General features: G+C 71.1%; 18 protein-coding genes. 5 read left to right on the top strand and 13 right to left on the bottom strand.

The window, feature by feature from the left end:
- Positions 1 to 95: 95 nt before the first annotated feature.
- The 7 genes from KALB_RS16685 to KALB_RS16715 form a co-directional block, all read right to left on the bottom strand.
- The gene (locus KALB_RS16685) at positions 96 to 797 is read right to left on the bottom strand and encodes a S1 family peptidase (protein WP_025356854.1); all 702 of its coding nucleotides are present in this window, start codon (positions 795 to 797) and stop codon (positions 96 to 98) included.
- A gap of 87 nt (positions 798 to 884) precedes the next feature.
- Complete coding sequence (locus KALB_RS16690; protein WP_025356855.1) at positions 885 to 1,595, bottom strand: S1 family peptidase; 711 nt, start codon at positions 1,593 to 1,595, stop codon at positions 885 to 887.
- Positions 1,596 to 1,776: 181 nt separating this feature from the next.
- The gene (locus tag KALB_RS16695; protein WP_025356856.1) at positions 1,777 to 2,238 is read right to left on the bottom strand and encodes a pyridoxamine 5'-phosphate oxidase family protein; all 462 of its coding nucleotides are present in this window, start codon (positions 2,236 to 2,238) and stop codon (positions 1,777 to 1,779) included.
- Positions 2,202 to 3,287, bottom strand: coding sequence for an NAD(P)H-dependent flavin oxidoreductase (locus KALB_RS16700; protein WP_025356857.1), 1,086 nt, complete (start codon positions 3,285 to 3,287; stop codon positions 2,202 to 2,204). Before KALB_RS16700 ends, KALB_RS16695 begins: the two co-directional genes overlap by 37 nt.
- Positions 3,287 to 3,979: a CoA-transferase subunit beta gene (locus KALB_RS16705; RefSeq protein ID WP_025356858.1), complete on the bottom strand. Its 693-nt coding sequence runs from the start codon at positions 3,977 to 3,979 to the stop codon at positions 3,287 to 3,289. Before KALB_RS16705 ends, KALB_RS16700 begins: the two co-directional genes overlap by 1 nt.
- The gene (locus KALB_RS16710) at positions 3,976 to 4,743 is read right to left on the bottom strand and encodes a CoA transferase subunit A (RefSeq protein ID WP_025356859.1); all 768 of its coding nucleotides are present in this window, start codon (positions 4,741 to 4,743) and stop codon (positions 3,976 to 3,978) included. Before KALB_RS16710 ends, KALB_RS16705 begins: the two co-directional genes overlap by 4 nt.
- Positions 4,743 to 5,483: an enoyl-CoA hydratase family protein gene (locus tag KALB_RS16715; protein ID WP_025356860.1), complete on the bottom strand. Its 741-nt coding sequence runs from the start codon at positions 5,481 to 5,483 to the stop codon at positions 4,743 to 4,745. Before KALB_RS16715 ends, KALB_RS16710 begins: the two co-directional genes overlap by 1 nt.
- 68 nt (positions 5,484 to 5,551) lie before the next feature.
- Between KALB_RS16715 and KALB_RS16720 the strand changes: the two genes are divergently transcribed.
- Both KALB_RS16720 and KALB_RS16725 read left to right on the top strand, forming a co-directional pair.
- The gene (locus KALB_RS16720; protein ID WP_025356861.1) at positions 5,552 to 6,310 is read left to right on the top strand and encodes an SDR family oxidoreductase; all 759 of its coding nucleotides are present in this window, start codon (positions 5,552 to 5,554) and stop codon (positions 6,308 to 6,310) included.
- Positions 6,307 to 7,161 (top strand): SDR family oxidoreductase, encoded by an 855-nt coding sequence (locus KALB_RS16725; protein WP_025356862.1) that lies wholly within the window; start codon positions 6,307 to 6,309, stop codon positions 7,159 to 7,161. The genes KALB_RS16720 and KALB_RS16725 overlap by 4 nt, the downstream gene beginning before the upstream one ends.
- Here KALB_RS16725 and KALB_RS16730 read toward each other — a convergent pair whose 3' ends face one another.
- The 4 genes from KALB_RS16730 to KALB_RS16745 are packed head-to-tail and all read right to left on the bottom strand — an operon-like array spanning position 7,162 to position 11,042.
- Positions 7,162 to 8,232 carry an ABC transporter ATP-binding protein gene (locus KALB_RS16730; protein ID WP_025356863.1) on the bottom strand — a complete coding sequence of 357 codons (1,071 nt, stop codon included), beginning with the start codon at positions 8,230 to 8,232 and terminating at the stop codon, positions 7,162 to 7,164.
- Positions 8,229 to 9,059, bottom strand: a complete 831-nt coding sequence (locus tag KALB_RS16735) for an ABC transporter permease (protein WP_025356864.1) — start codon at positions 9,057 to 9,059, stop codon at positions 8,229 to 8,231. The genes KALB_RS16730 and KALB_RS16735 overlap by 4 nt, the downstream gene beginning before the upstream one ends.
- Complete coding sequence (locus tag KALB_RS16740; RefSeq protein WP_236650274.1) at positions 9,056 to 9,916, bottom strand: ABC transporter permease; 861 nt, start codon at positions 9,914 to 9,916, stop codon at positions 9,056 to 9,058. The genes KALB_RS16735 and KALB_RS16740 overlap by 4 nt, the downstream gene beginning before the upstream one ends.
- Positions 9,909 to 11,042, bottom strand: a complete 1,134-nt coding sequence (locus KALB_RS16745; RefSeq protein WP_025356866.1) for an ABC transporter substrate-binding protein — start codon at positions 11,040 to 11,042, stop codon at positions 9,909 to 9,911. Before KALB_RS16745 ends, KALB_RS16740 begins: the two co-directional genes overlap by 8 nt.
- Before the next feature lie 167 nt (positions 11,043 to 11,209).
- On the opposite strand from KALB_RS16745, the gene KALB_RS16750 reads away from it, so the two are divergent.
- Genes KALB_RS16750 through KALB_RS16760 form a run of 3 tightly spaced genes read left to right on the top strand, consistent with a single transcriptional unit; the run spans position 11,210 to position 14,523 of the window.
- On the top strand, positions 11,210 to 11,974 hold the full coding sequence (locus KALB_RS16750; RefSeq protein WP_025356867.1) for a GntR family transcriptional regulator: 765 nt from the start codon (positions 11,210 to 11,212) through the stop codon (positions 11,972 to 11,974).
- Positions 11,975 to 11,997: 23 nt separating this feature from the next.
- The gene (locus KALB_RS16755) at positions 11,998 to 13,779 is read left to right on the top strand and encodes a substrate-binding and vWA domain-containing protein (protein WP_030108843.1); all 1,782 of its coding nucleotides are present in this window, start codon (positions 11,998 to 12,000) and stop codon (positions 13,777 to 13,779) included.
- A 9-nt stretch (positions 13,780 to 13,788) separates the two neighbouring features.
- Complete coding sequence (locus KALB_RS16760) at positions 13,789 to 14,523, top strand: hypothetical protein (RefSeq protein WP_025356869.1); 735 nt, start codon at positions 13,789 to 13,791, stop codon at positions 14,521 to 14,523.
- Here KALB_RS16760 and KALB_RS16765 read toward each other — a convergent pair.
- Positions 14,503 to 15,126: a flavin reductase family protein gene (locus KALB_RS16765; RefSeq protein WP_025356870.1), complete on the bottom strand. Its 624-nt coding sequence runs from the start codon at positions 15,124 to 15,126 to the stop codon at positions 14,503 to 14,505. The two genes, KALB_RS16760 and KALB_RS16765, sit on opposite strands and share 21 nt — an antisense overlap.
- Before the next feature lie 46 nt (positions 15,127 to 15,172).
- The gene (locus KALB_RS16770) at positions 15,173 to 15,754 is read right to left on the bottom strand and encodes a DUF305 domain-containing protein (RefSeq protein WP_025356871.1); all 582 of its coding nucleotides are present in this window, start codon (positions 15,752 to 15,754) and stop codon (positions 15,173 to 15,175) included.
- Positions 15,755 to 15,791: the final 37 nt, after the last annotated feature.

Raw genomic sequence — 15,791 nt, forward strand, 5'->3', positions numbered from 1 at the left:
CCCGGCGCGTCGGTGCGGAACCGCGGCGACATGTGTCAGCCCGGCCCACCGTGCAGGATGGGCCGGGCGGACTGGCTCCTACCGGGTGTGCCGGATCACACCCCTGAGGTCTGCCGGATCCAGCTGCGGCTCGCGGCCACGCTGGCGTAGTTCTGCGAACCCTGCGGGTTGGACCCGCTGTTGCCCGCGGTCGAGGCCACGCCGACCTGCACCCCGTTGGACACCTCGGGCCCGCCGGAATCCCCGTGCCAGGCGGCACCGTTGATGCCGGTGCTGGCGATCGCGCGCCCGCCGTAGGCGTCGGTGCTGCTGCCGGTCACCCGCACGTTGGCGGTGCGCAGCACCGAGGCGGGCGGGCTCTGCCCCTGGGTGCGGCCCCAGCCGTAGATCTGGTTGGTGGCACCGCGCGAGGGGTCCCCGCTGCCCAGCTTCATGTACGTGGTGGTCACGGCCTTGCTCAGGTGCAGCAGGGCGATGTCCCCGTTGGGCGAGGTGTACTGCTTGTCCACGGCCACCTCGGTGCCCTGGTCGAAGCGCACGTCACCGATCTTGACGTGCATGCCGCCGGAGCTCTGGCAGTGGTGCGCGGTCATCACCCACTGCGCGGCGATGATCGTCCCGGAGCACTCGAAGCCGTCGAACTCGCTGCCACCGGTGTTCCAGTAGATCTGCGCGCCCCACGGGGCCGAGCTGACCTCGGTGCCGCCGATGATGGTCGGAGCGGCCACGGCCTGCGCGGTCGTGATCCCGGTCAGCGCCACGCCGACCAGTGCGGCGGCCAGTGCTGTCTTGCGCATGACGAAGCCCACCTTCCGTTGGCAGAACTGGGAGACACGCCGAGGACCGCCTCGCGCGCACCAGTGGCGCGAGGCGGTCGGGCGGGATCAGACCCCGGCGGTGTTCTTGATGAAGCTGCGGTTGCTGGCGACGCTGGCGTAGTTCTGCGTGCCCTGCGGGTTGGACCCGCTGTTGTTGCCGGTGGAGCAGACGCCGACCTGCACGCCATTGGCGATCTGCGGGCCGCCCGAGTCGCCGTGCCACGCGGCGCCGTTCACGCCCTTGCTGGCGATGGCCTTGCCACCGAAGGCATCGGTGCTGGAACCGGTCACCTTGACGTTGGCGGTCTTGAGCACCGGGCTGGGCGGGTTGGAGCCCTGGGTGCGGCCCCAGCCGTAGATCTGGTTGGTGCTGCCCACGGCAGGGTCGGCGCTGCCGAGCTTGATGTAGCTGGCGTTGACCGAGCTGCTCAGGTGCAGCAGGGCGACGTCCCCGCTGGGCGAGGCGTACTGCTTGTCCACGGTGGCCTTGGTGCCCTGGCCCAGGTTCAGACTGCCGACCAGCACGTACATGCCGGGCTTGTTCAGGCAGTGCTGGGCGGTGAGTACCCACTGCGGAGCGATGATCGAGCCGGAGCACTCGAAGCCGTCGGAGGAACCGGAGTTGGTCCAGTAGATCTGCGCGCCCCAGGGCGCGTTGCTTGCCGAGCCACCACCGATGATGCTCGGGCTGGCGGTGCTGGCCTGGGCGGTGCCGCCCAGCAGTCCGGTGGCCAGGGCTGCGCCGGCGAGGACGGCGGCGACAACGGACTTGCGCATGGCGAAGGTCCTTTCGGCGACTGTGCAGGGTGAGTCGTCGACGCCGGGCGACGGGCAGGAACCGCTTTCCCCCGGCGTGTATTCGGTTGTCCGTCCCGTGGGACGAGTAAACGCAAACTAACCCCGTGTCACCTACCTCGGACACCCGACGATGGTAGGTACCTGGATGCGTTTCGTACCGTCACAACCCTGCCAGCTTGCGGAAGTCCCAGCTCACCACCGAGTTCGGGCGCAGCCGCAGCCAGCCGTGCCTGCCGTCGTGGATCATCTGGTCGAGACCGAAGTACTTGGTGGCGAACAGGCGCTCCGGTTCGACCAGGTCAGGGCAGTCCAGGCCGGTACGCGGCGCCTCGCCGACGAACTCCACCTCGCCGCGCAGCTCCACCCCGCGCAGTTCCCCGTACTCGTGTCCGGCGTCGACCAGGACGGACACCCGCGGGTCGCGCGCGAGCTGGGCCCAGCGCTTGGCGCGGGTCAGTGATGTGAGCCACAACGCGCGCTCGTGCCAGAGGAACCACAGCGCCGTCAGGTGCGGCCCGTCGGCGCCCGCGGTGGCCACCCGGCAGGTGCGTTCCTGCGCGAGGAACGCGTCCACCTCCTGCTCGCTCATCGCGATGCGGCGTCCGCGCCGTTGCTCGGCCATCGGTGTCCTCTCGTCATCCTGTCCATCACCTGCTCGGCCTGCGCCACTACCCCAGCGACCAGTTCCGCGCAACTCGGCAGGTCCTCGATCACCCCGGCGACCTGACCGCTGGCCAGTACTCCGGCGCGGGCGTCGCCCTGCACGAGCCCCGCCCGCAGCAGCACCGGGGTGTTCGCTGCCATAACGACCTGCGCCCAGCTGAGGTTGCGCCGCCTGCGCATCGCGCGCCCCTCGCGGAGCAGATCGGCCCACCGCAGCCCGGTGAGTTCCCGCATCCGCACCGCGTTGGCCAGCGCCGTGAGCAGCGCGCGCGGCCCGCTCGCCTGTTCCAGGCGCCGCACCAGTTCCGTGCGCAGCACCCGGTGCGGCACGCCGTCCACACGGGTCGTCACCACCGTGTCGTCCAAGCCGCAGGCCAGGTAACGCTGTTTGACCTGCTCGGGTACCGTGCTCTCCCTGGTGAGCAGGAACCGGGTGCCCATGGCGATCCCGGCCGCACCGTAAGCCAGCGCGGCGGCCAGCCCGCGCCCGTCGAAGAAGCCGCCCGCCGCGATCACCGGGATGTCCACGGCATCCACGACCCTGGGCAGTAGCAGGGTGCTCGCCACGCCCCCGGTGTGCCCGCCGCCCTCGCCGCCCTGCACGAGCACGGCGTCCACGCCCCAGGAAGCCACCTTCTCCGCGTGCCGCACCGCGCCCACCGAGGGGATCACCAGCACTCCGGCGTCCTTCAACCGGTCGATCAGCTCCGGGCGCGGGGCCAGTGCGAAGGACGCGACCCGGACCCGTTGCCGGATCAGCAGCTCGACGCGCTGCGTGGCGTCCACCGCGTCCGCCCGCAGGTTGACCCCGAACGGTCTGTCCGTGCGCTGCTTGGTCTCCGCGATGGCGGAGTCCAGTTCGGACAGTGTCATCGTGGCCGAGGCGAGTATGCCAAGACCACCGGCCTCGGCCGTGGCCGAGACCAGGCGGGGCCCGGCGACCCAGCCCATGCCGGTCTGCACCACCGGGTGCCGCACGCCGACCAGCTCGGTCAGTGCCGTGCGGATCACAGCTTCTCCCTTGACCGCTGGGGATCCAGCTGCTCGATGAGCGCGAGTTCGCGCTCGGTGGGCTCGCGGGTCAGTCCCGTGCCGGAGGTGTCCAGGTCGAAGCCCGTGTTGTCAAGGACTTCCTGGACGGTCACGCCGGGATGCACCGACAGCAGGCGCATCCGGTGCTCCGGCGCGGGGAAGTCGAAGACGCCGAGGTTGCTCACCACGCGGTGCACGTGGTGGAACCTCAGTTCGGCCGCGTTGTTGTAACCGACACCCGATACGACGTCCACATCGGACACGAAGACCCGCTTGCTGTGCCGGGGAACCCAGTAGCTCGTCTTGTGGTTGGCGGTGTTGCCCGGCGCTCCGCGCACGCCGAGCAGTTGGCGGGCCGGCCGCGCGTGCTCGCCGATGCACGAGATGTTCTGGTTGCCGAACCGGTCGATCTGGTTCGCGCCCATCACCACGTGCCTGCTGCCGTGCGCCACCACGTCGAACACCTTGCGGTAGGGCAGCCAGCCCTCGACGCCCTCCGCACCGAGCAGGTAGGCCTGGCCGTCCGACAGCAGCAGATCCGGTTCCGTCGTGGCACGGGCGAGTTTGGCGCCCAGCAAGGGGATCGGGCCCATCGGGCTGGCCAGCACCTCGCCGTCGCCCGCGAACAGGTCCGCGCAGGCCGTCACGCACACGTCCGCGCGGCTCACGAGATCGCCGCCTCGTAGTAGCGCCGCTGCGCCGACTCGTCCCGCTCGTAGTCCGGCACGCAGGAGGTGAAGCCCGCCCCGCCGGGAGCCTCGACCACGCCGTCCACCATGAGCCGGTTGGTCAGCAGCGACTGCGGCGGGCCGCCCGCGATCAGTTCCGCCGTCGGCACGATCCGCTCGCAGGACAGGAACCTGTGCTTGGCGGCCAGGCAGAACAGGTCGTCGAAGTACGGGTCGGGCCCGAGGTACTGGCCGTTGCCGTGCCGGTCGGCGCGGTTGAGGTGGATCAGCGCCACGTCCAGCTCCAGCGCGGGCATGGCCACCAGCTCCTCCCCACCGTAGGGGGAGCGGATCGTCTTCAGTCCTGGGTTCAGGCGCAGCACGTCCGAGCCGAGCCCGGCGCGTATCGGCAGGAACGGCAGGCGGTGCGCCGCCGCCTGGAGTCCACAGTGGAGCATTCCCTCGTCCAGCTCGCGCACCGCGATCTGCCCGGACTGCCTGGCCCGCTGGAAGTTCGGGTCGTAAGGGATGGTGTCCAGCGAGACGAACCCGTACACGAGCTCGGCCACCTTGCCCGCGGCGCAGAGCATACCGACCTCCGGCCCGCCGTAGGACACCACGGTGAGCCCGCGCACCGGGCTGTCCAGCAACGCCTGCACCAGCGCCATGGGTTTGCGCCGCGACCCCCAGCCGCCAATGCCCACGGTCATGCCGTCGGCGACCTGCGCGGCCACCTCGGCGGCGGTCATCGTCTTGTCCCGCATCAGCCCTCCAGGAACGCCTGCCTGGCCCGATCGGCCACCCCGGACAGGGTGAGCTCGAAGGTGAATCCCTGCTCGTAGCGGTAACTGCGGTGCACCGGCTGCGGGTCGATGCCGTTGATCGCCTCCTTGGCGCAGCGGATCACCCTCGGGTCCTTGGCCGCGATCTCCGCCGCCAGCGCCGAGGCCGCCGTGTCCAACTCCGCCGCGGGCACCACCTGGTAGACCGACCCGTGGTGGTGCAGTTCGTGCGCGCTGATCCGCCGCGCCGTGTAGTACAGGACGCGCATCAGGTGCTGTGGCACCAGTCTGGCCAGGTGTGTGGCCGCGCCCAGCGCCCCTCTGTCCACTTCGGGCAGTCCGAACGACGCGTCCTCGGTGGCGATCACCACGTCGGCGTTGCCGACCAGGCCCACGCCGCCGCCGAGGCAGAACCCGTGCACGGCGGCGATCACCGGCACCGCGCAGTCGTACACCGCGCCGAAAGCCGCCGCGCAGCCCCGGTTCGCGCCGATCAGCGCCTCGTGCCCGTGGCCGTTCTGGATCTCCTTGATGTTCACGCCCGCGCAGAACCCGCGCCCCCGCGCGCGGAGCACGACCACGCGGGTGTCCGGGTCCTGCCCGGCGGAGTGCACGGCCTCGGCGAGGTCGAACCAGCCACGCACGGGCACCGCGTTGACCGGCGGGTAGTCCACGGTGACCGTCACGATCCCGGATCCTTTGCTGCTGCTGGAGATGCCCATGGGCCTTCTTTCCAACCTAGCGATTGCTTGGTACGGTAACAGGCGTCGGCGAGCCGAGGAAGGCCCCCATGCAGCTGAGCGGATCGGTGGTGCTGGTGACCGGCGGCACGCGGGGTGTCGGCGCGGGGATCACGCGGGCGTTCCTCGACGCGGGGGCCACGGTGCTGACCTGCGCCCGCCGGCCGGCCGAGCAGCCCGTCACGGCTCACCTGCCCTGTGACGTCACACAACCCGAGCAGGTCAGCGCCGTGGTGGAGCAGGTGCTGGCCCGTCACGGCAGGCTCGACGTGCTGGTCAACAACGCCGGGGGAGCGCCGCACGCCCTCGCCGCGAGCGCCTCACCCCGGTTCCACGCCAAGGTGATCGGCCTGAACCTGGTGGCACCGCTGAACTTCGCGCAGGCGGCCAACGCCGTGATGCAGGGCCAGGACTCGGGCGGGGCGATCGTCATGGTGGGCAGCGTGAGCGGGCGCCGCGCCTCACCGGGTACGGCGGCCTATGGCGCGGCCAAGGCGGGGCTGGACAACCTGACGGCCAGCCTGGCGGTGGAGTGGGCGCCGAAGGTCCGGGTCAACTCGCTGGCGGTCGGGCCGGTGCGCACCGAGCTGTCCCACCTGCACTACGGGGACGAGTCGGGGCTGGCGGCGGTGGCCAGGACGATCCCGCTGGGCAGGCTCGCCGAGCCCGAGGATGTGGGGCGGTGCGCGGTGTTCCTGGCTTCCCAGCAGGCTTCCTACGTCTCCGGGGCGACCTTGGCCGTGCACGGCGGCGGCGAACTGCCCGCGTTCCTGGCCGCCAGCAACGCCGAGCACCGGGAGGTCCCATGAACAGGTCCGTGATCGTCACCGGCGCGGGCCGGGGCCTCGGGCGGGCGCACGCGCTGGCCTTCGCCGCCGCGGGCTACGGGGTGATCGTCAACGACGTGGACGCCGAGCAGGCCGAACGGGTCGTGGACGAGATCGCCGGTCAGGCGGTGGCCTGCGCCGGGGACGTGGCGGACTGGGACGGGGCGGCCAACCTGGTTGACCGCGCGCTGAGCACGTTCGGGCGACTGGACGTGCTGGTGAACAACGCCGGGTTCGTGCGGGACCGAATGATCGTCAGCACCGGCGAGGCGGAGTGGGACTCGGTGGTGCGGGTCCACCTCAAGGGCCACTTCGCCCCGCTGCGGCACGCCGCGGCGCACTGGCGGGAGCAGCACAAGGCGGGGCGTCCGGTCGCCGCGCGGGTGATCAACACCAGTTCCGGCGCGGGCCTGCTCGGCAGTGTGGGCCAGTGCAACTACTCGGCGGCCAAGGCGGGCATCCTCGGGCTCACCCTGGTGGCGGCGGCCGAGCTGGCCCGCTACGGGGTCACCGTCAACGCCATCGCCCCGGCCGCCCGCACCCGGATGACCGAGCAGACCTTCGCCGAGCTGATGGCCGCGCCGATCGAGGGGTTCGACGCCATGGCGCCGGAGAACGTCTCCCCGCTGGTGGTCTGGCTGGGCGGCGAGCAGTCCGGGTCCGTCACCGGGCAGGTGTTCGAGGTGGAGGGCGGCCGGGTCGGGCTGTTGCACGGCTGGCAGCGGGGCCGGTCCGTGCGGCGCGACCACCGCTGGACGCCGGAGGAACTCGGCCCCGCCCTGCTCAGCCTGCTGGACGGGGCCCCGGCCCCGCTGCCGGTGTACGGGGCCTGATCAGACCGTCATCACCGGCTCGTCGACGAAGCCCACCTCGGCCAGCTCACCCGGCCGCAGGTCCACCGCCGCCGAACTGGGCAGGTCGCTGTCCAGCTCCGTGCCGTCGCCCAGCAGCACCGTGACCCGGGTGACCGGCCCGCGGAAGCTGGACCGCAGCACCTTGGCCGTGCCGTCCACGGCCGGGGTCAGCCGCACCGACTCGGGCCGGATCAGCGCGGTGACCAGCGCGCCGGGCGTGTTGCCGATCGGCCGGGCCAGGCGCAGCCGCTGACCGGCGATCTCCACCACGTCACCGGCCGGGCCCACCGCGCCCTCGACCCGGTTCATGGCGCCGACGAACGCCGCCACGAAGGCGGTCGCGGGCCTGGTGTAGACCACGTCCGGGCTGGCGCACTGCTCCAGGCGGCCCGCGTTCATCACGGCCACCCGGTCGGACATGCTCAGCGCCTCCTCCTGGTCGTGCGTGACGCAGAGCGTGGTGATGCCCAGACGCCGTTGCAGGCCACGGATCTCGTCACGCAGCTGGACCCGCACCTTGGCGTCCAAAGCGGACAGTGGCTCGTCCAGCAGCAGCACGCGCGGCTCGATCGCCAGCGCCCTTGCCAGCGCCACCCGCTGCTGCTGACCGCCGGACAGCTCATGGGCGTAGCGGTTCGCGTGGTTGTCCAGCGCGACCAGTTCCAGCAGTTCGGCGGCGCGCTTGCGGCGGGCCGCCGGGGACACGCCCCGCAGCCGCAGCCCGAACGCCACGTTCTCGCCCGCGGTCAGGTTCGGGAACAGGCTGTAGGACTGGAACACCATGCTCATGCCGCGCTTGTTCGCGGGCACCCTGGTGATCTCCTTGCCGTCCACCAGCACCGCACCGGAGTCGGCGTGCTCCAGCCCGGCCACGATGCGCAGGGCGGTGGTCTTGCCGCAGCCCGACGGTCCGAGCAGGCTCACCAGCTCACCCGGCGCGATCTCCAGGTCGAGCCCGTCCAGCGCGGTGACCGCGCCGTAGGTCCGGCGCAGCCCCGACAGCCGCACCGGGCTGCCCGTGGCGGTCTCGGTCGCGGTGCTGAGGGTCATCGGGACCTCCGGGTACGGCGGGCGCCGCGCTGGCCGAACACCGACATCAGCATCAGCAGCGCCCACGAGACGAGCAGGATCAGCATCGAGGCGGCGGTGGCCACCTGCGCGTCCTGTTGACCGGCCTGGACCGTCCAGACCGGCAAGGTGTTGAGCAGCAGCAGGTTGGCGATGGTGAACTCGCCGAGCACCATGGCCGCGCTGAGGATCGCGGCGTTGAGGATCGCGGTGCGCAGGTTGGGCACCACCACGCGCAGCAGCACGTGCGGCCAGCTCGCGCCCAGGTTGCGCGCGGCCTCCACCAGCGTGGTCAGCGGGATCGCCGCCAGCCCGCTGTCCAGGGTGCGGAAGGTGAACGGCAGCGCCAGCACCACGTACTCCAGGGCCAGGATCACGGGTGTGCCGGTGATCCAGTTCGGGAATCCCTTGAAGGCCACGAGCACCCCGTTGGCCAGCACCACGGCGGGGATCACCAGCGGCAGCACGCAGATGCTCTCCACCAGGCGGCGCAGCCGGGGCAGCCGCAGGTGCACCCACGCCGTGGTCGGCACCATGAGCAGCAGCGTGATCAGCACCGTGCCGACCGCCAACTCCAGCGAGGTCAGCATGTTCTCGGCGAAGCCGGGCTGCTCGAACAGCGCCGACCAGGTGCTCAGGTCGTGGGTGTCGCCCTTGCCCCGCAAGGAGAACTCCACCGAGGCGGCGACGGGAACCAGGAAGTACAGCGCGGCCACCAGCAACACCGCCCAGCCGAGGACCCGCCCACCGCGGCGGTGCCTGCGGCGCGGTCCGCTGGCGACCCGCACCGGATCGGCGACCAGGCTCATCGCAACCACCTCGCGGTCCTGCGCTGCATCAGCGCGTAGCCGGCCAGCGCCAGCCCGACGATCAGGATCATGCCCAGCCCCAGCGCGTTGCCCAGGTTCTCCTGGCCCACAGCCACGTTGCCGCTCATCAGCGAGGCGATCTGGATCGGCACCAGCGGGATGACCCCGTTGGTCAGCGCCGCCGCCGTGGCGTAGGCGGCGAAGGCGTTGGCGAACAACAACATCAGCGCACCCAGGAAGGGCGGCAGCAGCAGCGGCCCGCCGACCGTGCGCCAGTACTGCCAGCGGGTCGCGCCCAGGTTGGCGGCGGCCTCCTGCCACTGCGGGCGCAGGCCCTCCAGGGCGGGGAAGATCACCAGCACCATCAGCGGCACCTGGAAGTACACGTACACCAGCGTGATGCCCAGGAAGCCGAACAGACTGAACCCGCTCATGTCCACGCCCAGCGACACCAGCCACTTGGGGACGATCCCCTGGCTGCCCACGGTGGCGATGAACGCGAAGGCCAGCGGCACCCCGGCGAAGTAGGCCAGCACACCGGAGGCGGTGGACACCACCTGGCGCAGCACCCCGCCCGCTGGCGAGGCGCTGACCGCGAAGGCGATGGCCAGCCCCACCACCGCGCCGATCACGGCGGTCAGCGCGGAGGTCTCGATGCTGACCACGAAGGCGTTGAGGTACGGGTCGCCGACCGCGGCGGTGAGGTTGGCCAGCGTCCAGTTCCCGGTGTCGGTCTGGAACGCGCCGACCGCCACCGCCACGGCGGGCACGCCAAGGAACACCAGCACGTATGCCAGGAACGGCAGCAGCCCGAGCAGGTCGAGCCGCCGCCGCATCCCGGATGCCCGGTCAGCCAACAGTCTTCGCCCAACTGTCGGCGATGACCTTCTTGGCCGCGTCCAACTGCTTCTCGCTCGGGAAGCTCGCCTCGCCGGTCACCTTGGGCAGGGCCTCCAGCGCGGTCTTGTCCACCGTGCCCGCGGCCTGCATCGCGGCCAGGGTCACCGGCCGGGCGGAGCCCTTCAGGTACAGGTTCTGGCCCTCCGCGGAGTACAGGTACTCCTGCCACAGCCGGGCCGCGGCCGGGTGCGGGGCGCTGGCGCTGATGGCCTGGTTGTAGTAGTTGGCGTAGTGGCCGTCGGTGGGCACGGCCACCTTCCAGTCCACCTTGCCCGCCAGGGTCTTGCTCGCGGAGACCTGGAGGTAGTCCCAGTCGATGGTGATCGGGGTCTGCCCGGACTGGATGGTGGCCTGGGTGGCGCCCACCGGGATGAAGTTGCCGTTGCGGTGCAACTCGCCGAAGAAGTCGATGCCCGGCTGGATGTTGTCGAAGCTGCCGCCCTTGGCCAGCGCCGCCGCGTAGACCCCGGCGAACGCGGCGCCCGCCTTGGTCGGGTCCCCGTTCAGCGCGACCTTGCCCTTGTACTCCGGCTTGGCCAGGTCGGCGAAGGAGGTCGGCGGGTTGGGCACCTTGGCCGCGTCGTAGCCGATGGAGATGTAGCCGCCGTAGTCGTTGTACCAGCGGCCGTCGGCGTCCTTCTGCGCGTCGGGGATGTCCTTCCAGGTGGCCACCTTGTACGGGGCGAGCAGCCCGCCCGCCGCGGCGCTGAGCGCGAAGGAGGAGCCCAGGTCCAGCACGTCGGGCGCGCGGTCCTGGCCCTTGAGCTGCTTGACGGCGTTGATCTCGTCCTGGCTGGTGCCGTCCGGGTTCGCCTCGTTGATCTTGAGGCCGTACTTGGCCTTGAAGCCGTCCAGGATCGCGCCGTAGTTCGCCCAGGTGTGCGGCAGCGTGATGACGTTGAGCGCGCCCTCGGCCTTGGCGGCGGCGACCAGCGCGTCCATCCCGCCCAGGTCGGCCGCGCTCTTGGCGGTGGCGGCCTTGCTGTCCGAGCTGCCGCTGCTGCTGGCGGACCCGCCGCAGGCGGTGAGTCCGAGCACGGCGGCCAGCAGGCCGGCCGCCAGCGCGGTGCGGGATCTGTTCACGGTGAGCTCCACGAGTGCCGGTGGGGTTGGGGCTGCGCAGAGGCTCTGCCACGAAGCTGACCACTTGGCTAGATAAGTCCGAACATGACTGGACATCAGGGTGAACACGGGGTTTCTCCGGGGGTTACCGGCGGTGACCGCGCGATTGCTCGGATACGGTGCCCCACATGGAGCAGACGCTGTACCGGAGGGTCGCCGAGGACATCAAGGCGGCGATCGCCTCCGGTACCTACGAAGCCGGCGCCCGGCTGCCCTCGGAGAGCGAGCTCGCGCAGCGCTACGGCGCCTCGCGCGGCACCATCCGCCAGGCGTTCGCGGCACTGCGCGCGGACGGGGTGATCTCCTCGCGGCAGGGGGCGCGCCGCGTGGTGCTCGGCGGCCCGCGCGTGCAGAGCTTCGCCGAGCTGCTCAGCTTCTCCCGCTGGGCACGGGCGATCGGCGAGGTACCGGCCGGACGCGTGGTGACAATGGAACTTCGGGCAGCCACCGAGGAGGAACGGGTACACCTGGAACTGGGCGAGGGGGCGCGGGTCTACCACCTGACCCGGCTGCGGCTGCTGTCCGGGCGGCCGGTGATGATCGAGCGCAGCGCCTACCGCGAACCGGTCGGCGCCATGGTGGCGGGCATGGAGCTGGACACCGTGTCGATCACCGAGCGGTTGCAGGCCCTTGGCGTGATCTTCGCCGACGCCGAGCACCTGATCGACGCGGTGGCGGCCACCACGCAGGACGCGCGCCTGCTGGACATCCGCCCGCGCACCCCGCTGCTGCGCGAGCGGCGGCGCACCACCGATCCCTCCGGGGTGGCGCTGGAGTGGTCCGACGACCGGTACATCGGCGACGCCGTGGCCTTCTCGGTGCACAACTCCGCTCAGGCCAGCGCCTTGTCACGATTGCCGTCCATTCCCCGGCCAACGCCTGCCGAAGCCTGAAGATCGCGCGCTATCGTCGGGCGGTGAACAACGCTGGTGATCCCGCTAGACGTCGCTGGTGGCCCTTCGTGGTGGTCGCCGCACTGGCCGTGGTCGTGATCGTGGTGCTGCGCATGGTCACCGCGGGACCGCCCAGCCCGGACGCGGCGCAGGCGAAGTGCTCCGGCTCCGGGGTGCGGCTCGCGGTGACCTCCTCGCCGGAGAAGGCGGGCCTGCTCAAGCAGGTCGCCTCCGACTACAGCGGGCGGACCGTGGCCGGGCAGTGTGCCCAGGTCGTGGTGACCTCGGCGAACTCCGGCGCCACCATGGCCGCGCTGGCCAAGGGCTGGAACGAGGCCGTGGACGGCCCGAAGCCCGACGTGTGGACGCCCGCGGCCACCGCCTGGCTCACCCTGCTGCGCCAGCGGAGCACCCAGGACCACACCGTGCTCGCGGAGGGCACCCCGCAGTCGGTGATCAACGCCCCGCTGGTCTTCGCCATGCCCAAGCCGATGGCCCAGGCGCTGGGCTGGCCGGACAAGCAGATCAGCTGGAAGGACCTGGCCGCGCTGGCCGGTGACCCGCAGGGCTGGGCCCGCTACGGCCACCCGGAGTGGGGCGCCTTCCGGCTGGGCAAGACCAACCCGAACCTGTCCACCTCCGGTCTCAACGCCACCGTCGGCGCCTACCGCGCCGCGACCGGCACCACCTCGGACCTGACCGAGGCCGATCTGGCCACCGCGGGCGTGCAGAGCTTCGTGCGCACCGTGGAACAGTCCATCGTGCACTACGGGGACACCACGCTGACGTTCCTGGCCAACCTCCAGCAGGCCGACGACCGGGGCGCCGCGATGTCCTACATCTCCGCGGTCACCGTGGAGGAGAACTCGGTGCTGGACTACAACCTGGGCAACCCCAGCGGTGATCCGGCCACCGCGGGCAAGCACGCCAAGCCGAAGGTGCCGCTGGTCGCGGTGTACCCCGCGGACGGCACCCTGGTCTCCGACCACCCCTATGCCGAACTGAGCGGCCTGGACCCGGCCAAGAAGGCGGTGGCCGAGGACTTCCTGAACTACCTGCACACCGACGCCGCGCAGTCCCGGTTCACCGACCACGGCTTCCGTAACTGGCACGACGAGCCAGGTCCGCAGGCCACCAGGGAGAACGGGATCCTGGGCGATGCCAAGCTGTCCGTACTCAAGCCGCCCGGACCGCAGGTGATGGACAAGTTGCTCGCCTCATGGGCAACCCTGCGCAAGGCCTCCAACGTGCTGCTCGTGGTGGACACCTCGGGCTCGATGGGGGAACAGGTCAACGGCACCGGAAAGTCCAAGATGGACCTGGCCAAGAACGCGGCCACCACCGCACTGGGCCAGTTCGGGGACAAGGACAAGGTCGGCCTGTGGATGTTCGCCACCAACTACCGGGAACTGGTTCCGGTCGGCCTGGTCGGTGACCAGCGCGACACGCTCAAGTCCCGTTTGGACGGTCTGATCCCGCAGGGCGGCACGGGGTTGTACGACACCACGGCCTCGGCCTACGACTACGTCAAGGCACACCTGGATCCGAACGCGATCAACGCCGTGGTGGTGCTGACCGACGGCCGCAACGAGAAGGACGGCGGCCGGGACCTCAACACCCTGCTGGGCCAGTTGCACAGCGAGGACGCCAACGCCCCGGTGCGGGTGTTCACCATCGCCTACGGGGCCGACGCCGACCAGGACGTGCTGCGCAGGATCGCGCAGACCACCTCGGCGGCCGAGTACGACTCCTCCGACCCCGGCGGCATCGACGCGGTGTTCACCGCCGTGATCTCCAACTTCTGACGGGTGCCCATGCGACTGCGCAGTAAATTTCTCGGCCGGGAACTGGCCGACCGGTGGGGTCTGCTGATGGGGGTGGCCTCGGCCGGTGCCGCCTGGGCCGTGCAGTTGCCGGTGGCCGCCATCGCCGGGGTCGGTGTCGGAGTGTGGTTGCTACGCGCCGGATTCGGTGCCCTGCAAGGAGGTTCGCCGAAGTCCGAGCTCGGCGCCGTGGAGGAGGGCTGGCTCCGACGGGCCGCCCGCGCCGCGGAGAACTTCAGCTCGGCCGCCGCGGACCTGCCCGCTGGCCCGGCCACCGCGCAGGTCGGCGGTCTGCGCGAGCAGGTGGACCAGACGGTGGCCACCCTGCGCCGCCTCGCCGAGCAGTCCGCCACCACCGCGCGGGCCCTGCGCCGCATCGACGAGCCCGCGCTGCTGGCCGAACGAGATCGGCTGCTGCTGGCCGCGAACGGCACGCCCGAGATCGCACAGGAGGTGCAGCGCTCGCTGGACTCGGTGCACACCCAGTTGGCGGTCGGCGCCCGGCTCACCTCGGCGCGGGCGAAGGTGTTGGCACAGCTGGAATCGGGCACGCTCGGGTTGGAGAGCCTGGTGGCCAGGGTTGCCGAGCTGTCGGCGACCAGTACCGAGCCGCTGCTCGCGGGCGGGGCCGTGCTCCAGGACCTGGGCGACAGCCTGGAGGGCATCCGCCGCGGTGTGGTGGAGACCGCGGAGACGACCGCCCGCTCACTGGGCGAGTTGCGCTGAGGGCCTGGTCTGCGAGCGGAAGGTGTGCCCCAGTTCGGGCCCGAGCCCGAAGTAGTGCCGGAAGTTGTAGATCAGCGGGCTCCACCGCTGCGGGTCCACGTGCTGTGTCCCGGGCACGACCAGTTCGGGTGCGCAGTGCACCCGCAGCACCCGCGCCTCGATGATCGTGAACGACCCGTGCGCCGCAGGTCGCACCTGGATTGCCGTTGCCTCCAACTGGATCGGGCACTGTGCGACCCGGCTCGGCCGCACGAGCTCGGCCGGTTCCGGGTGCAGTCCGGCGGCGCCGAACTTGTCCGGCTCGAAGCGGAACACGTCACGTTTGGCCGCTGGTACGGGATCGCGCCCGGTGAGCGGGGCCAGCGCCTCGACCTGGGGCCAGAGCCGCGGCCCTGGCAGGTTGATCACCAGCTCGGGCCGCTGTCCGAGGTTGCGCGCGCTGTGTCCCTCGCTGCCGAGCCCGAGCACCACCGTCTCACCCAGCGCCCACGCCGAGGACATGGGCGCCAGGTTCGTCGTGCCGTCGGCGTTCTCGGTGGACAGCAGCACCACGGGTGTGCCGAAGTACAGGATGCTCGGGGTGATCGTCACGTGCTCGGTCATGCCCCGACGGTAGGTCGCCGACGTGTCGGTGCCCGCCGACACGAACTCAGCCGCTCTGCGTGCCCAGCTCCCCGGTGAAGGTCAGCAGCTGCTTGACCTGCGCGGTGCGGGACTTGTCGATGCGGTCGGCGAAGTCCTTGACCTGCTTGCTCTGCCCGCTTTTGACCTCCTCCCGCGCCATTTCCGCGGCGTTGCCCTGGTGCCCGGACAACAGGTCCAGGAACCGGCGCTCGAAGTCCTGGTCGCCAGCCTTGGCCACCTCGTCGATGAAGGACTGGTCGGTCGCGGTCATGCCCGTGTGCCCGGACATCGAGCCGGACATGGCCAGCGGCTGCTTCCACTGGGTGAGCCAGGACTTCATCGTGTCCACCTCGGTGAGCTCGGTGGACTTGATCGCCGCGGCCAGGGTCCGCACCCCGGGCTGGGTGGCGCGCCGCGCGGCCAGGTCGGCGAGCTGCACGCCCTGGCCGTGGTGCGGGATCATCATCTGCAGGAACATCACGTCCTGCGCGTTGAACTCCGCCGTCGCCGCCGCGGGTGCCTGGTGCTGGTGCTGGTGCGGGGTGCTCGCGCAGCCCGCCGCGGCCAGCAGGCCCGCGGTGAGCAGCGCCAGTGCGAGTCGTGTCATCGGTGCCGCCTCCTGGCTGCGGGCGGGGCCGGATCAC

This window comes from Kutzneria viridogrisea DSM 43870, assembly GCF_000525635.1.
GTDB classification, from domain to species: Bacteria; Actinomycetota; Actinomycetes; order Mycobacteriales; family Pseudonocardiaceae; genus Kutzneria; species Kutzneria viridogrisea.